This window comes from Fluviicola sp. (assembly GCF_029266855.1).
GTDB lineage: Bacteria > Bacteroidota > Bacteroidia > Flavobacteriales_D > Crocinitomicaceae > Fluviicola.
Genome location: NZ_JAQSWB010000001.1, coordinates 865,622 through 880,210, shown reverse-complemented (window position 1 = coordinate 880,210; position 14,589 = coordinate 865,622). Strand labels below are relative to the sequence as shown.

The 14,589-nt window shown below is 40.5% G+C and carries 11 protein-coding genes; 8 read left to right on the top strand and 3 right to left on the bottom strand.

Annotated features, from left to right (window positions below):
• The first annotated feature begins 118 nt into the window (after window positions 1-118).
• The 3 genes from K0S23_RS04090 (at window position 119) to K0S23_RS04080 (ending at window position 6,849) form a co-directional block, all read left to right on the top strand.
• On the top strand, window positions 119-2,212 hold the full coding sequence (locus K0S23_RS04090) for a T9SS type A sorting domain-containing protein (protein WP_300354641.1): 2,094 nt from the start codon (window positions 119-121) through the stop codon (window positions 2,210-2,212).
• 367 nt (window positions 2,213-2,579) lie between these two features.
• Window positions 2,580-6,131: a GEVED domain-containing protein gene (locus K0S23_RS04085; RefSeq protein WP_300354638.1), complete on the top strand. Its 3,552-nt coding sequence runs from the start codon at window positions 2,580-2,582 to the stop codon at window positions 6,129-6,131.
• A gap of 151 nt (window positions 6,132-6,282) precedes the next feature.
• Window positions 6,283-6,849 (top strand): alkylphosphonate utilization protein, encoded by a 567-nt coding sequence (locus K0S23_RS04080; RefSeq protein WP_300354635.1) that lies wholly within the window; start codon window positions 6,283-6,285, stop codon window positions 6,847-6,849.
• 109 nt (window positions 6,850-6,958) lie between these two features.
• Here K0S23_RS04080 and K0S23_RS04075 read toward each other — a convergent pair whose 3' ends face one another.
• Both K0S23_RS04075 and K0S23_RS04070 read right to left on the bottom strand, forming a co-directional pair.
• A complete protein-coding gene (locus tag K0S23_RS04075; RefSeq protein ID WP_300354633.1) occupies window positions 6,959-7,240 on the bottom strand; it encodes a GNAT family N-acetyltransferase in 282 nt (93 codons plus the stop codon).
• A 32-nt stretch (window positions 7,241-7,272) separates the two neighbouring features.
• Complete coding sequence (locus K0S23_RS04070; protein WP_300354630.1) at window positions 7,273-8,151, bottom strand: pirin family protein; 879 nt, start codon at window positions 8,149-8,151, stop codon at window positions 7,273-7,275.
• A gap of 246 nt (window positions 8,152-8,397) precedes the next feature.
• Between K0S23_RS04070 and K0S23_RS04065 the strand changes: the two genes are divergently transcribed.
• The 5 genes from K0S23_RS04065 to K0S23_RS04045 all read left to right on the top strand — a co-directional run bounded on the left by K0S23_RS04065 (window position 8,398) and on the right by K0S23_RS04045 (window position 13,661).
• The gene (locus K0S23_RS04065) at window positions 8,398-8,685 is read left to right on the top strand and encodes a DUF427 domain-containing protein (RefSeq protein ID WP_300354627.1); all 288 of its coding nucleotides are present in this window, start codon (window positions 8,398-8,400) and stop codon (window positions 8,683-8,685) included.
• A gap of 9 nt (window positions 8,686-8,694) precedes the next feature.
• Complete coding sequence (egtB, locus tag K0S23_RS04060) at window positions 8,695-9,843, top strand: ergothioneine biosynthesis protein EgtB (protein ID WP_300354624.1); 1,149 nt, start codon at window positions 8,695-8,697, stop codon at window positions 9,841-9,843.
• Between the two features lies 1 nt (window position 9,844).
• Window positions 9,845-10,795: an L-histidine N(alpha)-methyltransferase gene (egtD, locus tag K0S23_RS04055; RefSeq protein WP_300354621.1), complete on the top strand. Its 951-nt coding sequence runs from the start codon at window positions 9,845-9,847 to the stop codon at window positions 10,793-10,795.
• A 176-nt stretch (window positions 10,796-10,971) separates the two neighbouring features.
• A complete protein-coding gene (locus K0S23_RS04050) occupies window positions 10,972-12,126 on the top strand; it encodes a MauE/DoxX family redox-associated membrane protein (protein ID WP_300354618.1) in 1,155 nt (384 codons plus the stop codon).
• A gap of 221 nt (window positions 12,127-12,347) precedes the next feature.
• Window positions 12,348-13,661: a retropepsin-like aspartic protease gene (locus K0S23_RS04045; RefSeq protein WP_300354616.1), complete on the top strand. Its 1,314-nt coding sequence runs from the start codon at window positions 12,348-12,350 to the stop codon at window positions 13,659-13,661.
• 74 nt (window positions 13,662-13,735) lie between these two features.
• Here the strand turns inward: K0S23_RS04045 and K0S23_RS04040 are convergent, their stop codons facing one another.
• Window positions 13,736-14,521, bottom strand: a complete 786-nt coding sequence (locus K0S23_RS04040) for a prolyl oligopeptidase family serine peptidase (protein ID WP_300354613.1) — start codon at window positions 14,519-14,521, stop codon at window positions 13,736-13,738.
• Window positions 14,522-14,589: the final 68 nt, after the last annotated feature.

Sequence of the window (14,589 nt, the reverse complement as noted above, 5' to 3'; positions counted from 1 at the left end):
TTAATTAAGAAGTTTAATTTTTCATTTAATTGGAATCCACGTTTCAATTTAAAAATGTCTGAAAAATGAATTCATTTATTCAGTATAATTGCTTTTGTATTAAAACATGCCGAAAATTATGAAGAAAATTTACCTATTGTTGGGTTGTTCGCTGCTATTGCAATTGTCGAATAATCTAACAGCTCAAGTGCTTGTCACTGAAGACTTCAGTTCCGCAACAGGAACAACTCCACCCGTAAACTGGATTAATAATGACATCGCAGGAGGTGGAAATGTTTGGGAATTTGATAATCCCGGAGGAAGAGACTTAACATTGCCGATTTCAGATCCTGCAGCAATTTTTGACAGTGACAACTATGGAAGTGATGATATTCCGGAAAACTGTGCCTTAGAAACTCCTTTGTTTGATGCAAGTGTTACAACAAATCCCATTTTCCTGTCATTTGATCAATATTTTGATGCACAATACGGTGGGTCCAGTTATATTGAAGTTTGGAACGGAAGTGCCTGGGTGGAAGTATATTCTTCGTTTACCACTTCACCTGATCCTGATCACATAACAATTGATATAACAGCTGATCTGAATGGTGCTTCGGATGCACAGGTGCGTTTTCGCTGGGAAGGCGATTATTCCATGTATTGGATCGTTGACAATATCTTAGTTGAGGCAGTTTCCTGCATTCCCGTATCAGACTTGGCCATTGATAATACCGGAACAGACTTTTTCGATCTTTCCTGGACAATCAACGGTACTGAAACAAGCTGGGATATCGAATATGGAGCACCGGGTTTTATGCCTGGAACAGGTAATGAACTCGGTTCGGAATCTGCAACCACAAATCCGTATACCCTGAACGGTTTGGATCCGGGAATGGCTTATGATATTTATGTCCGTGCAAATTGCGGAACCGAAGAATCTTACTGGACCCTTGTTTCGGGAACAACCGATTGTGCTCCGATCACAAACCTTCCCTGGTCCGAGAATTTTGAATCAATGACTGAGTTAGGATTTGGTTACTTCCAAACCTGCTGGTCGGCATCAGAAGAAATGTGGTTCTCAGACTTTACCGGCTCCTGGGAGATCGGAGCACCTGCTTACTCAGGTACGAACTACATGGCCAGTTATTCATGGAATGTACCTGATACTTTATGGACTCCAGAATTTCAGTTAACGGCCGGAACGAATTACGAATTCAAATTTTATTTCGCAGGCGAGTCGAATGCTTCACCGGGATGGGATGCAGAAGTTCTGTCACTGAACACCCAAACGAACACTGTCAGCACAATTCCTACAGGAACATTTATTACACCGACTGAATCTTTAGATGACGAATTCAGAAGTCATTTGACCTGTTTTACACCTGCAACATCCGGGGTTTATAAATTCGGATTGAGCATTGATTCAAATGGAAATCCTTACTTCCTTCAGGTGGACGACTTTAGCCTGATTGAAAGAGGAGCAGGTGCTGGAACAAATGGTTCTGCAAATGTTTGTCAAACAGAAGGATTGGTAGATTTAAACAGTTTAATTGTAAAAGACGATCAAATCGGATCATGGACATTTGCTCCGAATCCCAATGCAATCGTAAACGACTCGCTGTTCAATCCTCAATATGTACCAGCCGGAGCAGTTACTGTAAACTACATTACAGAAGGCTGTCTGCAGGATACTGCTTCAGCGGTTATCACGATCTATCCTCCTTCCAGTGCAGGAACCGACGGTTCAATTACAGCATGTAAAAATGAGCCGGTTGACTTATTGTCAGGTCTAGGTGGAACTGTAAACTTTGGCGGAAGCTGGTACGATCCTCAAAATAACTTGATGGCATCATCACAGGTTACAACAGGAACATTTCCGGGGCAATACAACTACGATTATATTACAGGGAACGGATTTTGCCCGAACGATACTGCAGGTGTTGTTATAACTGTGACGAATTGCAATTGGTTATCTGTCGATGAAAATGCTTTGGAGGAAATGAGCATATATCCGAATCCTTCTGCAGGTTTGGTATTCATTGAGTCTTCATTTGAAGAAGGAGTTTTTCAATTGGAAATTACAGATCTGAACGGAAGAATTGTGGAGAATGGAAAGAATACTATTTCCGCAGGAACAAATACGATAAACCTGGGTGATGTGCAAAAAGGAACTTACTTCTTCAAATTGTCAAATGAACATGCTGAAAAAGTATACCGGATTGTGATCCAATAAATCTCATTATAAACAAGAACCCTGATCCTATACGGTCAGGTTTTTTTGATTTAATAATGACCATCTTTCAAAGAGTTGACCAGAAGATTGTTAATAATGTAACATTGTGAATAAAAATTTTCAGTTGATGAAAAGTTTTTCGAATGTAAATGAAGCACAATGTTAAAAACAATGTATCATTTGTCATCTCAAGAGATTACGTGTAAATTGTCTTGTCAATTATTGACGTGGTTTAATTAGTTGAAACTAAAATTGCTGTTTTTTATTTGTCTGGAAGCAACAAAAACGGCTGAACACTAGTCTTTTAGGAAGAGTTTTATTTTTTAATATTATACTCAAAATAATCTAAACAAAACATACTATAATTATGAAGAAAATTTACAGTTTGTTAAGTTGTTTGCTCCTGTTACAGGTGACAAACGATCTCTCAGCCCAAGTCATTTTTAATGAAGATTTTAGTTCCGCATCAGGAACAACTCCGCCAACCGGGTGGACAAGCATTGACATTGCCGGAAATGGCGAGGTTTGGGAATTTGATAATCCCGGGGGCCAAACGTTAAACGCTCCGATATCTGATCCCGCTGCAATATTTGACAGCGATAATTATGGGAACAATGGTTTGGCTGAAGAAGCTACTCTGGAGTCTCCGGTATTTGATGCAAGTACGGTTTCAGGAGCAATCCTGCTTTCTTTTGATCAAACTTTCTACAACGACGATTCATTTGGAGGAGGAGAGTACTTTGTTGAAGTTTGGAATGGTACTTCCTGGATTACAGTTTTGAGCGGGATTAATGATTCACCTGATCCGGAACATGTAATCCTTAATATTACAAGTGCAGCAAATGGAGCGGCTAATGCAAAAGTCAGGTTTCGCTGGACAGGAAGCTGGAGTTATTGGTGGATACTTGATAACGTGGTGTTAGAAGAGACAAGCTGTGCCCCGATAACCGATTTGGCTTTTGTAGGTGCAACTTCAAATTCAATCGATATTTCCTGGAATGCCGGTGGAAGTGAAACAAACTGGAATATTGAATATGGAGTAAGCGGGTTTATGCCTGGCTCAGGAACTACAGTAGCTCTATCAGGTAACCCGGAGTTTTCTGCAGGTTTATTGACTTCCAATACATATTATGACTTTTATGTACAGGCAGATTGCGGCGGTGGGGACGAGAGTACTTGGTTCGGTCCGATAAGCGGATATACAGGATACTGCGAATTCAGCAATTCAAATTCCAATTATTACATCAATAATTTCTCTACCACAGGTGGAATTTCAAATATTTCAAACATGGCTTCCGGAAGTGCGGCCAATGGTTATGAGGATGCAACCGCAATGGTAGTTTCTCATTTTGCAGGCGGTCCGGATATTGATTTTTCAGTAGATTTCGGATTTGAGACCTGGTATACTTTCGGTTTTGGTATTTGGGTAGACTGGAATAACAATATGGTTTTTGACCCAAGTGAACAAATGTTTAGCTCAACGAGCTATGAAGACAATTTTTCAGGATCGTTCGGAGTTCCTCCAGGAACGCCGGTCGGGACTTACAGAATGAGAATTCTTGCAGATTATAACAATTCTGAGCCCACAGATGCCTGTTCTTTAGCTACAGGTGACGGAGAAGCGGAAGATTATACCTTTGAGGTAACTCCTACACCATCATGTTTGCCAATAACGGATCTGACTTTAGACGGAGTAACTCCAAACTCGGCAGATATTTCCTGGACAATCGGAGATGCGGAAACCAACTGGAATATCGAGTACGGTGTAAGTGGGTTTACACTCGGTTCCGGAATTACAGGAACAGCATCGGGTACACCGGCATTTACTGCTAATTCATTGACTCCTGATACGGAATATGAATTTTACGTTCAGGCTGATTGCGGTGGCGGAGATGAAAGTATGTGGATCGGTCCGTTAACAGCTTATACAGGTTATTGTGAATTCGAAGGAACGGATCCTGACTACTACATCAACAATTTCTCCACAACAGGAGGGGCAACATCCAATATTTCAAATTTGAATTCGGGAATTTCTCCGAATGGTTATGAAAACGCAACCGCAATGAGCGTGTCTCAGTTTGAAGGCGGACCTGATGTGAACTTTACGGTTAATTTCGGCTTAGAGAGCTGGTATACTTTCGGATTCGGAATTTGGGTGGATTGGAACGATAACATGATTTTTGAATCAAGTGAACAAATGTTCCAGTCTTTCGGATACCAGGATAACTTCTCCGGGTCTTTCGGAGTTCCCTTGGGTGTAGCGGTAGGTACTTACCGAATGCGTATTATGGCGGACTACAATAACAGTTCTCCGACTGATCCATGTACATTGTATTCGGGTGAAGGTGAGGCAGAAGATTACACCTTTGAAGTAGTTCCGATTCCTTCCTGTTTACCTGTTTCAGATCTTGAGACAGAAAATGAAACTTCGAATTCAATTGATATTACATGGACCCCTGGTGACAGTGAAACAACTTGGAATATTGAATGGGGAACTCCTGGTTTTGTTCCCGGAACAGGTACCGGAATTGATTCGGCACAGCAAACGTCCAGTGCATCTTTTTCAATCGGTGGATTGACATCTGCTACTAATTACGACATCTATGTTCAGGCAAGCTGCAGTTCAACCGATTCATCTTATTGGACAATGGTTAGCGGAACAACACTTTGTGCACCAATCACCGCTTTACCTTGGACTGAGGATTTTGAAGCAATGACGGATTTTGACTACAATTTATTCCCGCTTTGCTGGTTAAATGAAAATGACGACTGGCTTTCCGATAATGGTGGCAACACTCCTGGAGTTGCTAATTCAGGTTCAAATTTTGTCGGGATCTACAGTGGGTCAAACGACCACTTGTGGACGCCTGAATTCCAGTTGGTCGCAGGAAAAAAATACGAGTTCAGCTTTATGTGGACCGCAGTAGACAGCAATATAGGTTGGGCTGGTTCTGTTGTTGTGAATAACACACAATCATCAACCGGTGCTACACCACTCGGTGCTCCGTTTATTGCACCTACCGATCAGCCAAATGATGATTATGGAAGAGAATTTTTCTGTTTTACTCCACTTACTTCAGGGGTTTACACATTTGGAATCAAATTAAGTTCTTCATTTAATCCATATTTCTTATCATTTGATGATTTCAGTTTAATTGAACGCGCAAACTCTGCAGGAACCGGTGGTGCAACAAATGCATGTCAAATAGGCGGATTGGTTGATCTGAACGAACTAATTACAATTAACGATCCGTACGGAGCATGGACATTCTCTCCAAATCCTACGACAATTGTAAATGATTCCTTATTTAATCCTTTGTTTGTCCCTTCAGGTACAGTTAGTGTAGACTATGTTACCAGCGGTTGTTTAGTGGACACAGCTTCAGTAATGATTACCGTTTACCCTCCATCAGTTGCAGGTAATGACGGGGCGATCACAGCATGTAAAAACGAACCGATTGATCTGTTATCAGGTCTAAGCGGAACAGTTAATATGGGTGGAGATTGGTACGATCCCAACAATAATCCAATGCCAAATTCCCAAATAATAACAGGAACATTCCCAGGTCAGTTCAACTATGATTACATTACCGGAAACGGAGTTTGTCCGAATGATACTTCCGGTGTAGTGATTACTGTTACAGACTGTGATTGGTTATCTGTTGATGAAAACATACTTGAATCGGTGAATCTTTATCCGAATCCCTCAACAGGATTGGTGTACATTGAATCTACTTTGAGTACCACATCATTTGAGCTTGAGATTACAGATATCAACGGGCGTGTAATTGAAACAGGAAGCAATTCGATCACAAATGGAGTGACTGCTATTGATCTGAAACATGTTCAAAGAGGAACGTATTTCTTTAAACTTTCAAACGAACAGACTGAAAAAGTAGTTCGTATAGTTATTCAGTAAGATAAACGTAACAAAATCAAAGGTCCTGATCCATTTTATGGGTCAGGACTTTTTAGTTAAATTGATTTTATAGAGCTTCCGGTAGGTTTGTTAGCAAGTTTGCTAACCTGCTTAAAGTATTTTCTTCGATAGTTTCTGTTAACTTTGCAGCATGAATTTTGAAAAACAATTGATTGCCCGAAGTGGCGAAGTATGTGAATTAAGCGGATCAACAGAAAATCTGCAGGTATATCAGGTGCAGCCGTCGGAAGGGAATTCAGTTGACGATTTTATTCTGATCACTCAGAATCTGAAGGACCAGTTAGAAGGTACAAAGGAAGTCGTTCCCAATGATTGGAGATGTCTGAATGATGCAATGTGGAGTGAAGTTTCTGCAGTTAAGGTCGTTTCTTACCGGATGCTGAATAATTTGAAACAAGAAGGGTGGCCGAATGATTTGCTTGAAATGATCTATCTTGATGACAGTGAACTTGCCTGGGCAAAATCGGGAATGGAGGACGAAGATGCGATCAAACACATTGATTCCAACGGAGTGGTTTTGAAAGCGGGTGATACAGTAGTTCTGATCAAAGAATTGGATGTTAAAGGTTCAACTATTACTGCAAAACGCGGAACATCTGTTAGAAACATTCGTTTGGTTCAGGACGACCCAACATTGATTGAAGGAAAAATAGACGGTCAGTCGATCTACATCCTAACGCAGTTCGTGAAGAAATAATTAAAAATGCAAAATGCAAAATGCAAAATGCAAAATGCAAAATTTTAGATTAGCCTACTAACTCCGTCCCGTGAGGAAAATTGCCTTTTTTGGATTCTACATTTTGAATTCAGAGAACATCGTGGTAATCCGGAGTTTTATCAAATACACTTTTTGCGAACGGACACAAAGGAACGATCTTAATATTGGCCTTTCGTGCGAATTCAACAGCGGCCTGAACCATTAGGTTTCCAACACTTCTGCCTCTGAATGCCGGATTTACTTCTGTATGATCAATAATAATGCGATCGTCATTTACCCAGGCATAAGTCATTCTTCCTGCTTCTTGTTCATCTTCCGTTGCTTTGAAGAATCCCTTCGTTTCACGGTCAAATTGTTTTACTTCTATCATAATCGTATAAATTCAAAATTCAAAAAAGTCTGTTAAAATCGGGCTTCCGGCAAGTCAACAAATCCTGTTTCCCCTTCAATTTTAGGAAAAGTCCGGTCAGCCCATGCTTTTTTTGCTTCTTCTATTCGTTCTTTCCGGGATGAAACAAAGTTCCAAAAAATGAAGCGCTCTTCCGGAAATGCTTCTCCACCGAAAATATAAACCGTAGAGTTTGCAGCCATTTCGAAAGTACAAAGTGCAGCATTCTTTGCAATCAGGATTTGCTTCGGACCGTATTCTTCTCCATCGTCTTTGATGCTTCCTTCCAGGATATACAAAGCACTTTCCCCGAATAACTGTTCGCCGATATTGATTGTGGCTGCTTCCCGGCTCTTAATCTCAAGAAAATAGAGTGGACTAAATACGGGAACGGGTGATTTTCTTCCGAATGCTTCGCCGGCAATCAGCTTAAACTGAAGTCCGTTTTCTGTCCATGCAGGGATTTCTTGTGCTTCAACATGCGTAAATGAAGGTTCCATTTCTTCCAGTTCAACCGGTAGTGCAACCCAAATCTGCAGCCCATGAAGGTGTTTTTCCGAATGACGCAAATAATCCGGCGTTCTTTCCGAATGAACGACACCTTTTCCGGAAGTCATCCAGTTCACGGCGCCCGGTTGGATCTCAACTACGGAACCGATGCTGTCGCGATGCATAATGGCTCCTTCAAATAAATAGGTCAGTGTGGATAACCCGATATGCGGGTGAGGTCCGATATCCAGGTTCTGATGATCGTTTAGCTTTACAGGTCCCATGTGATCAATAAATACAAATGGTCCAACCGCCCGCTTTTGTCGAAAAGGAAGCAATCTTCCCACCAGGAAATTGCCAATATCCGCAGCGCGTTCTTCTATAATAAGCTGAATGTTTGACATGGATCTGAAATATTTTTTTGAAGTTCAGAATTAAAAATCGGATTACAAAATTTCAGTATAAAAGAGTATTTGACTTCCCGAAATCCGGGATTATTAAAATCTTAATAATTAAATATTTAGGTTTTTTTTACAAAAACAAAGAGTATCTTTAGTAAGTAAGGCAGTAATTCATTCTGAATTTTAGTAAAAAGTTGAAATCCAAAAGTGAATGACTGCCGTATTTATTTGCATTAATTCTGAGAGATTATGAAAAGAGCAATTTGGAACAATACTGTTGTTGCGGAAAGCGAAAACACGGTGGTGATTGAGGGAAATCATTATTTTCCGGCAGAATCAATCAAAAAGGAATACTTCAGGGATTCAGATACACATACAACCTGTCCGTGGAAGGGAGAGGCGTCATATTATACACTGGAGGTCGATGGACAAACGAACAAAGATGCTGCCTGGTATTATCCCAAAGCTTCGGAACTTGCTAAAAGTATTGAAGGGAAAGTGGCTTTTTGGAAAGGGGTTCAGGTAGTTGTCGATTAATTAAACAGCATGCATTTGAAAGAAAAATACAATGAAGTAAGGAGTAGGACAGAGGCAATATGTCAGCCCTTGCAGGTAGAAGATTATGTTCCTCAGCCGGTTCCTTTTGCCAGTCCTCCGAAGTGGCATTTAGCACATTCTACCTGGTTCTTCGAAGAAATGATCTTAAAGAAACACTTGGAATCATATAAGGAATACCATCCGGATTTCGGGTTCCTGTTTAATTCCTATTACAATACGATAGGTGAGCGCACTTTCCGGGCAGACCGGGGAAATATCACACGGCCCGGAGTTTCGGAAGTGTATGCATACCGCGCTTATGTGGATAATGGAATGGCAAAATTGTTTGAACAGGAATTGTCCCGGGAATTGAAAGATCTCATTGAACTTGGACTAAACCACGAACAACAGCACCAGGAATTGTTGATCACAGATTTAAAATATACACTCGGGCATAATCCGATTTTCCCGGTTTATGATGAAACACAAAATTTACTGGCTGATCACAACAAGTATTCCGGCTGGCTTCCCATGGAAGAGGGGGTTTATGAGATCGGACACGATAACGATGCGTTTTGCTTTGACAACGAACTGAACAAGCACAAAGTATATTTACAGGCATTTGAAATCGCTCACACACTCGTGACGAATGGAGAGTACATGGAATTTATGGAGGACGGCGGGTATTCGCGTTTCGATTGCTGGTTAGACGAAGGATGGGCTTGGCTGAATGAAAATAAGATTACAAGTCCGCTTTACTGGCACAGGATAAACGGAAAATGGCATTACTTCACCCTTGCGGGTCTGAAGGAAGTTGATCCGGATGCAATTTTGGGGCATATTTCCTATTACGAGGCACAAGCTTACGCAAGTTGGAAAGGACTTCGTTTACCAACAGAATTTGAATGGGAAGCAGCTTCTGGATTCCTGGACTGGGGTAAACGGTGGGAGTGGACAAACAGTGCCTATTTACCTTATCCGGGCTTTAAAACAGCAGAAGGAGCAGTTGGAGAATACAACGGAAAATTCATGATCAATCAAATGGTTTTGCGGGGAGCTTCAGTGGCAACAGCACCTGATCACAGCAGGAAAACTTACCGGAACTTTTTCCACCCGCATTTTCAATGGCAGTATTCAGGAATCAGATTAGCAAAATAAGATGATATTAGAACAATTTAAGCAAGACGTATTGTTTGGACTTTCTCAGACTCCCAAACAAATTCCATCGAAATATTTTTATGATAAACGGGGCGATGAATTGTTCGTTCAGATCATGAATATGCCGGAGTATTACCTGACCCGCGCAGAAATGGAAATCTTTCAGCAACAATCACGTGACATTATTTCAAGCTTTGATATTCAGAAAGGAGAGGAAATTGAAGTAGTGGAGTTGGGGGCAGGTGACGGAACCAAAACAATTCATTTGTTATTTGAATTGATTCGTGCACGGGTGACTTTCAAATACGTTCCGATCGATATTTCTTCCAATGCCTTAACCGGCCTGGAACACCGGATGAAAGAAGAAATCCCCGAGTTGGCAATTAACAGCCTTCACGGCGATTATTTCCAAATGCTGAGTGATCTGAAGAAATCTCCCAACAGGAAAATTATATTGTTCCTGGGTTCCAACATCGGGAATATGTCGGATGAACAAGCAACGGCCTTCATAGCCTCGTTGAGCAAGAACTTAAACAAGGGAGATAAGATCGTTTTGGGAGTTGACCTGATCAAGGAAAAAGAAGTTGTTCTTCCTGCATACAATGATCCTGCGGGGATTACGCGTGATTTCAATCTGAACCTGCTGAAAAGAATGAATCGTGAATTGAGCGCCGATTTTGATTTGAATTCTTTTGTCCACGATCCTGAATACCATGAATCGGAAGGAATAGCAAAGAGTTTCCTAAAGAGTACACGAAAGCAGGTCGTAGATATCAAGTTGATAGGCAAACAATTTCTTTTTGAGGAGAATGAGCGGATCCACACTGAAATATCCAGGAAATACAATGATTCCATCCTGGAAAAAATCATCGACAAATCTCCGTTGTCTGTTCAACATTGTTTTACGGATAAAAAAGCCTGGTTCGGAGATTATATTATCAATCGGGTTTAGCGATTATATATGTGTTAATCTGTTAATATTTAGTACAAATATCGAGATACACACGGGATATCTGCTTGTCAAATACGGAGTGTCATTTAGGAATAATTCGTTTGAATTTGTTAAGCTTTTCCTAAAATGGAAAAGAAGCCCACATCTTTCTGTTATTTTAGAGGCAAAATTGCAATATGACAACTACCGGCTTGGAAAAACAAACCTTCGTGAACAAACAACTTCCGATAATCATAAAAGGATTGATGGCATTTATGTTCCTGCTTTCAGCAGTGGCAAAGTTGTATCCATCACCAAATTTTGCGCTTTCCACATTTGAAGTGAAGCAACTAATCCCGATGGGTTTCAGTGAAACGAGCGCGGCTTATTTTTCGCGCATTCTGATCGGTTGCGAATTGGCTTTGGGACTTCTCTTACTTCAAAAGAACTACTTCAAGAGATTAGTCATTCCGATGTCCTTTTTGATGTTGTTGGTTTTCAGTATTCACTTAAGCTACGAAATTGCATCTTCCGGAAATAGTGGGAATTGCGGTTGTTTTGGTACTTTATTGCCCATGACACCGGTTCAGGCATTGATCAAAAACATTATAGGAATGGGCTTGTTGGTTCTTCTTTATCAAAAAACAGCTAAAGAAAGCGACCGATTGAATTTCTCTTTTTTAGCCGCGGTAACATTCGCTTCGATTCTTGCGGTCTTTTTAGTTGGACCAATGCAACGCAAATCCAACGATGAAAACGAAAAATTGGTGGAAGAAATGATGCAGGAAATGAACATGGATGATTCGGAGGATAATACTTTGAAGGCAGAAGATTCGACGGGTGTAAAAATTGAAAATTCTGAAAAGGCCAAAATTGTAGATCCCAAAGACTCGAAAATAACCAAACAGGAAACTGTGCCAGAAGAAAAACCTCTTGCAGACGAGCCGAAAGCAAAAAGATCCGGCTTTGCATCCCAGTTCGGAGACATTGACAAAGGAAGAAAGATTCTTTGCTTTTTCGCTCCCGGTTGCGATCACTGCAAGGAAACAGCGAAAGCTTTAACAGAACTGGCAGCGAAAGACGCCAATTTTCCGGAGATTAAAATTGTATTCATGGATGAAGAAACAGAATTGATCCCTGACTTTTTTGCTTTTGCAGGGAAAAAATACCAATTCAAAATCCTCGATGTTGCTTCATTTTGGACCGTTTTGGGTGGTACAAAAGATACACCTGGTGTTTTCTATCTTTGGAACGGAAACAGCGTAAAGGAATACGACGGAATCAATGAACGCGCGTTTAAAAAGGATGAGTTCCGAAAAATCGTTCAAAAGAAGTGGTCGGAATTAAAGTAAGGACCTGGAAATTATAGACTCGAAGCTTTTTAGAAGTAGATGTGTTTCTATTTTCCACAGATGCACTGATAGAAAGCTCGCTTACCAGTCTCACCTCAAAGTATCTTAACGCTACCGGTAGGAGCGCAAAGAATCTGTGCATTAGTGAGAAGAAAACAGGAAGTGGTTTACATGATGCTTATATCTCCGATTTGGTTATCTTCATGTCTCATTTTACTGATATGAAAAACCTGTTTACTGTTCTATTTTGTTTGCTAAGTCTCTTTTCGGAAGCACAAAAAAAACACTCCTTTAATGAGGCTCAATTTTATTCGGAGCTAGGAACTCTTGCTGAAAAGAAGGACTTCTTCCAAGTGAAGAAACTACTTGTTACCAATAAGTCAAGAATTGATCAGGAAGTTTACTACTATTATTGGAGTTTGGCAGAAAATGCATTTTCCCATTTTTCGGCATCCAATGAAGCAATCGAACTTTTTTTAGAGGGAGCAGGTTCCATGAAAAACGATTCGGTTTTCAAAGAAATCTTACTGGTAAAACAACTGAATCTGGTCAATTTATTTGAATACAAAGATGCCTACTTAACGAATCAGTACATCCTGGAACACTTCAAACATGTTTGTACGGAAGAGGAAATCGAAGACTTAACTAATACGGGAAAGATTTGGAAAGCATTGGAAAACTCAGGGAAACAGAAAATCCACCACCCGGTTGATGTGAAAATCGGACTCACACGCGATATGGCAAAACTGGCCAATGTTCCGGTTACCGTTTCTGGAAAAACGAAAAACTTCATATTTGATACGGGAGCTAATTTCTCCGTCATCCAGCGTTCTGTGGCACTTGAAATGAATTGCGAGATCATCCCGGTTCAATTTGACGTATCAGCAATAACCGGGGCTAAAGTGAAAAGTGACTTAGCTGTAGTGAAAGAATTATTTATCGGAGATCAAAATTCAGGACAAGTTGTAAGGTGCGAGAACGTTGTTTTTCTTGTTTTTGACGACAAAGATCTGACATTTTCAGAAGTGAATTATTCCATTCAGGGAATTATCGGTTTCCCTGTGATTCGCAATCTGGATGAAATCCGCATTACGAAAGAAGACGAGTTGTTAATTCCGAAAACACCGGAAGTTTACCAGCAAAGCAATATGATTTTAAACGGTTTTGTACCGGTAGTTCAGGTGATACAAGAAAAAGATACCCTGCAATTTTCTTTTGATACCGGGGCTGTCGAAACCTCATTGAATCGTGCATATTATCAGAAGTATAAAAAGAGAGTAGAGAAGAAGGGAAAAAAGAAAACGTTGAAATCCGGTGGTGCAGGAGGAATGGTGGAATTTGAGGGCTATTTATTGCCAAGTGTTACACTTGCTGTCGGGACATCAGAAGAAGTTACCTTGAAGGATATCCAGGTTCGAAAAGATCAGGTAGGAGAAGTAAGTGCTGATTTTGACGGAAATCTCGGACAGGATTTCATCAAGCAATTCGATGAAATGATCATCAGTTTCAAATATTCAGCAATACAGTTTAGATAAGAGAAAGCAAGGCTTTCGAGAATAAACTAGCGTTAGCGCAGTTTTTTTCAATTGTCAATCTCTATTTCCAATTTTTAATTACTCCCGACTCCTTTCGTTGTGGTTTTGTTTCCAGGGTTTGTTTCCTGAACTTTATCCTTATTTTCAGTAACCGGAATAGTCATTACGACTTCACCCGCTGCAGTGCGTACTTGAGCAAATAACCAATTATACATCTCATCTCCGCGGAAGATCCGTTCCAAGGCTCCGTGATTTGCTCCTGCAATTTCTGTATAGATCAGGTTTTTTCCATTGTTGCAATTTTTGATTGCGCTTACCATTTCTCTCGAATAACGTACCGGAACAGCTTCGTCTCTGTTTCCATGCTGGATCCACATGGGGATACTTGCCAGATTACAAGCGTCTTTTGGATTTCCACCACCACAAAGAGCAACAGCTGCAGTGATCTTATCTGCGTGTTTTCCAACAAAATGCATAGTTCCGTAACCACCCAGACTCATTCCGCAAACATATACCCGGTTCGTATCCGTTTTATAGAGTTTTTGAACGTATTCCAGAACTTCCAAAACCTTATCCGGGTTCCAGGATCCTGATGCTACCTGCGGAGCAATTACAATGGCGGGAACTTTTCGTCCTTTTTCAATTTCGTGAATTACACCGTATTTTTTCACCCGGTTCAAATCCGTACCACTTAAACTTTTCCCATGGAGGAAGATAAGAATAGGAGGGTTGTCGTTCAAAACACTTGAATCCGGAAGGTTTAGCCAAAAGTTGTAGGATGTTTTTCCTTTTACAGCACTTAACTGTGCAAAGGAATTCAAGCCAATAAATAAACAGATTGCAATAAGTATATTTTTCATATATTTTTCTCGGGATGGCTAAGATAAGGATTAAATAATAAATGGGATTTTAAATTTTGCTTACTGAT

Excerpts from the sequence above, each read along its gene's own strand:
- K0S23_RS04040 (WP_300354613.1), bottom strand. The coding sequence starts at position 14,521 with ATGAAAAATATACTTATTGCAATCTGTTTATTTATTGGCTTGAATTCC.
- K0S23_RS04045 (WP_300354616.1), top strand. The coding sequence starts at position 12,348 with ATGAAAAACCTGTTTACTGTTCTATTTTGTTTGCTAAGTCTCTTTTCG.
- egtD (WP_300354621.1), top strand. The coding sequence starts at position 9,845 with ATGATATTAGAACAATTTAAGCAAGACGTATTGTTTGGACTTTCTCAG.
- K0S23_RS04090 (WP_300354641.1), top strand. The coding sequence starts at position 119 with ATGAAGAAAATTTACCTATTGTTGGGTTGTTCGCTGCTATTGCAATTG.
- egtB (WP_300354624.1), top strand. The coding sequence starts at position 8,695 with ATGCATTTGAAAGAAAAATACAATGAAGTAAGGAGTAGGACAGAGGCA.
- K0S23_RS04085 (WP_300354638.1), top strand. The coding sequence starts at position 2,580 with ATGAAGAAAATTTACAGTTTGTTAAGTTGTTTGCTCCTGTTACAGGTG.
- K0S23_RS04050 (WP_300354618.1), top strand. The coding sequence starts at position 10,972 with ATGACAACTACCGGCTTGGAAAAACAAACCTTCGTGAACAAACAACTT.
- K0S23_RS04075 (WP_300354633.1), bottom strand. The coding sequence starts at position 7,240 with ATGATAGAAGTAAAACAATTTGACCGTGAAACGAAGGGATTCTTCAAA.
- K0S23_RS04080 (WP_300354635.1), top strand. The coding sequence starts at position 6,283 with ATGAATTTTGAAAAACAATTGATTGCCCGAAGTGGCGAAGTATGTGAA.
- K0S23_RS04065 (WP_300354627.1), top strand. The coding sequence starts at position 8,398 with ATGAAAAGAGCAATTTGGAACAATACTGTTGTTGCGGAAAGCGAAAAC.
- K0S23_RS04070 (WP_300354630.1), bottom strand. The coding sequence starts at position 8,151 with ATGTCAAACATTCAGCTTATTATAGAAGAACGCGCTGCGGATATTGGC.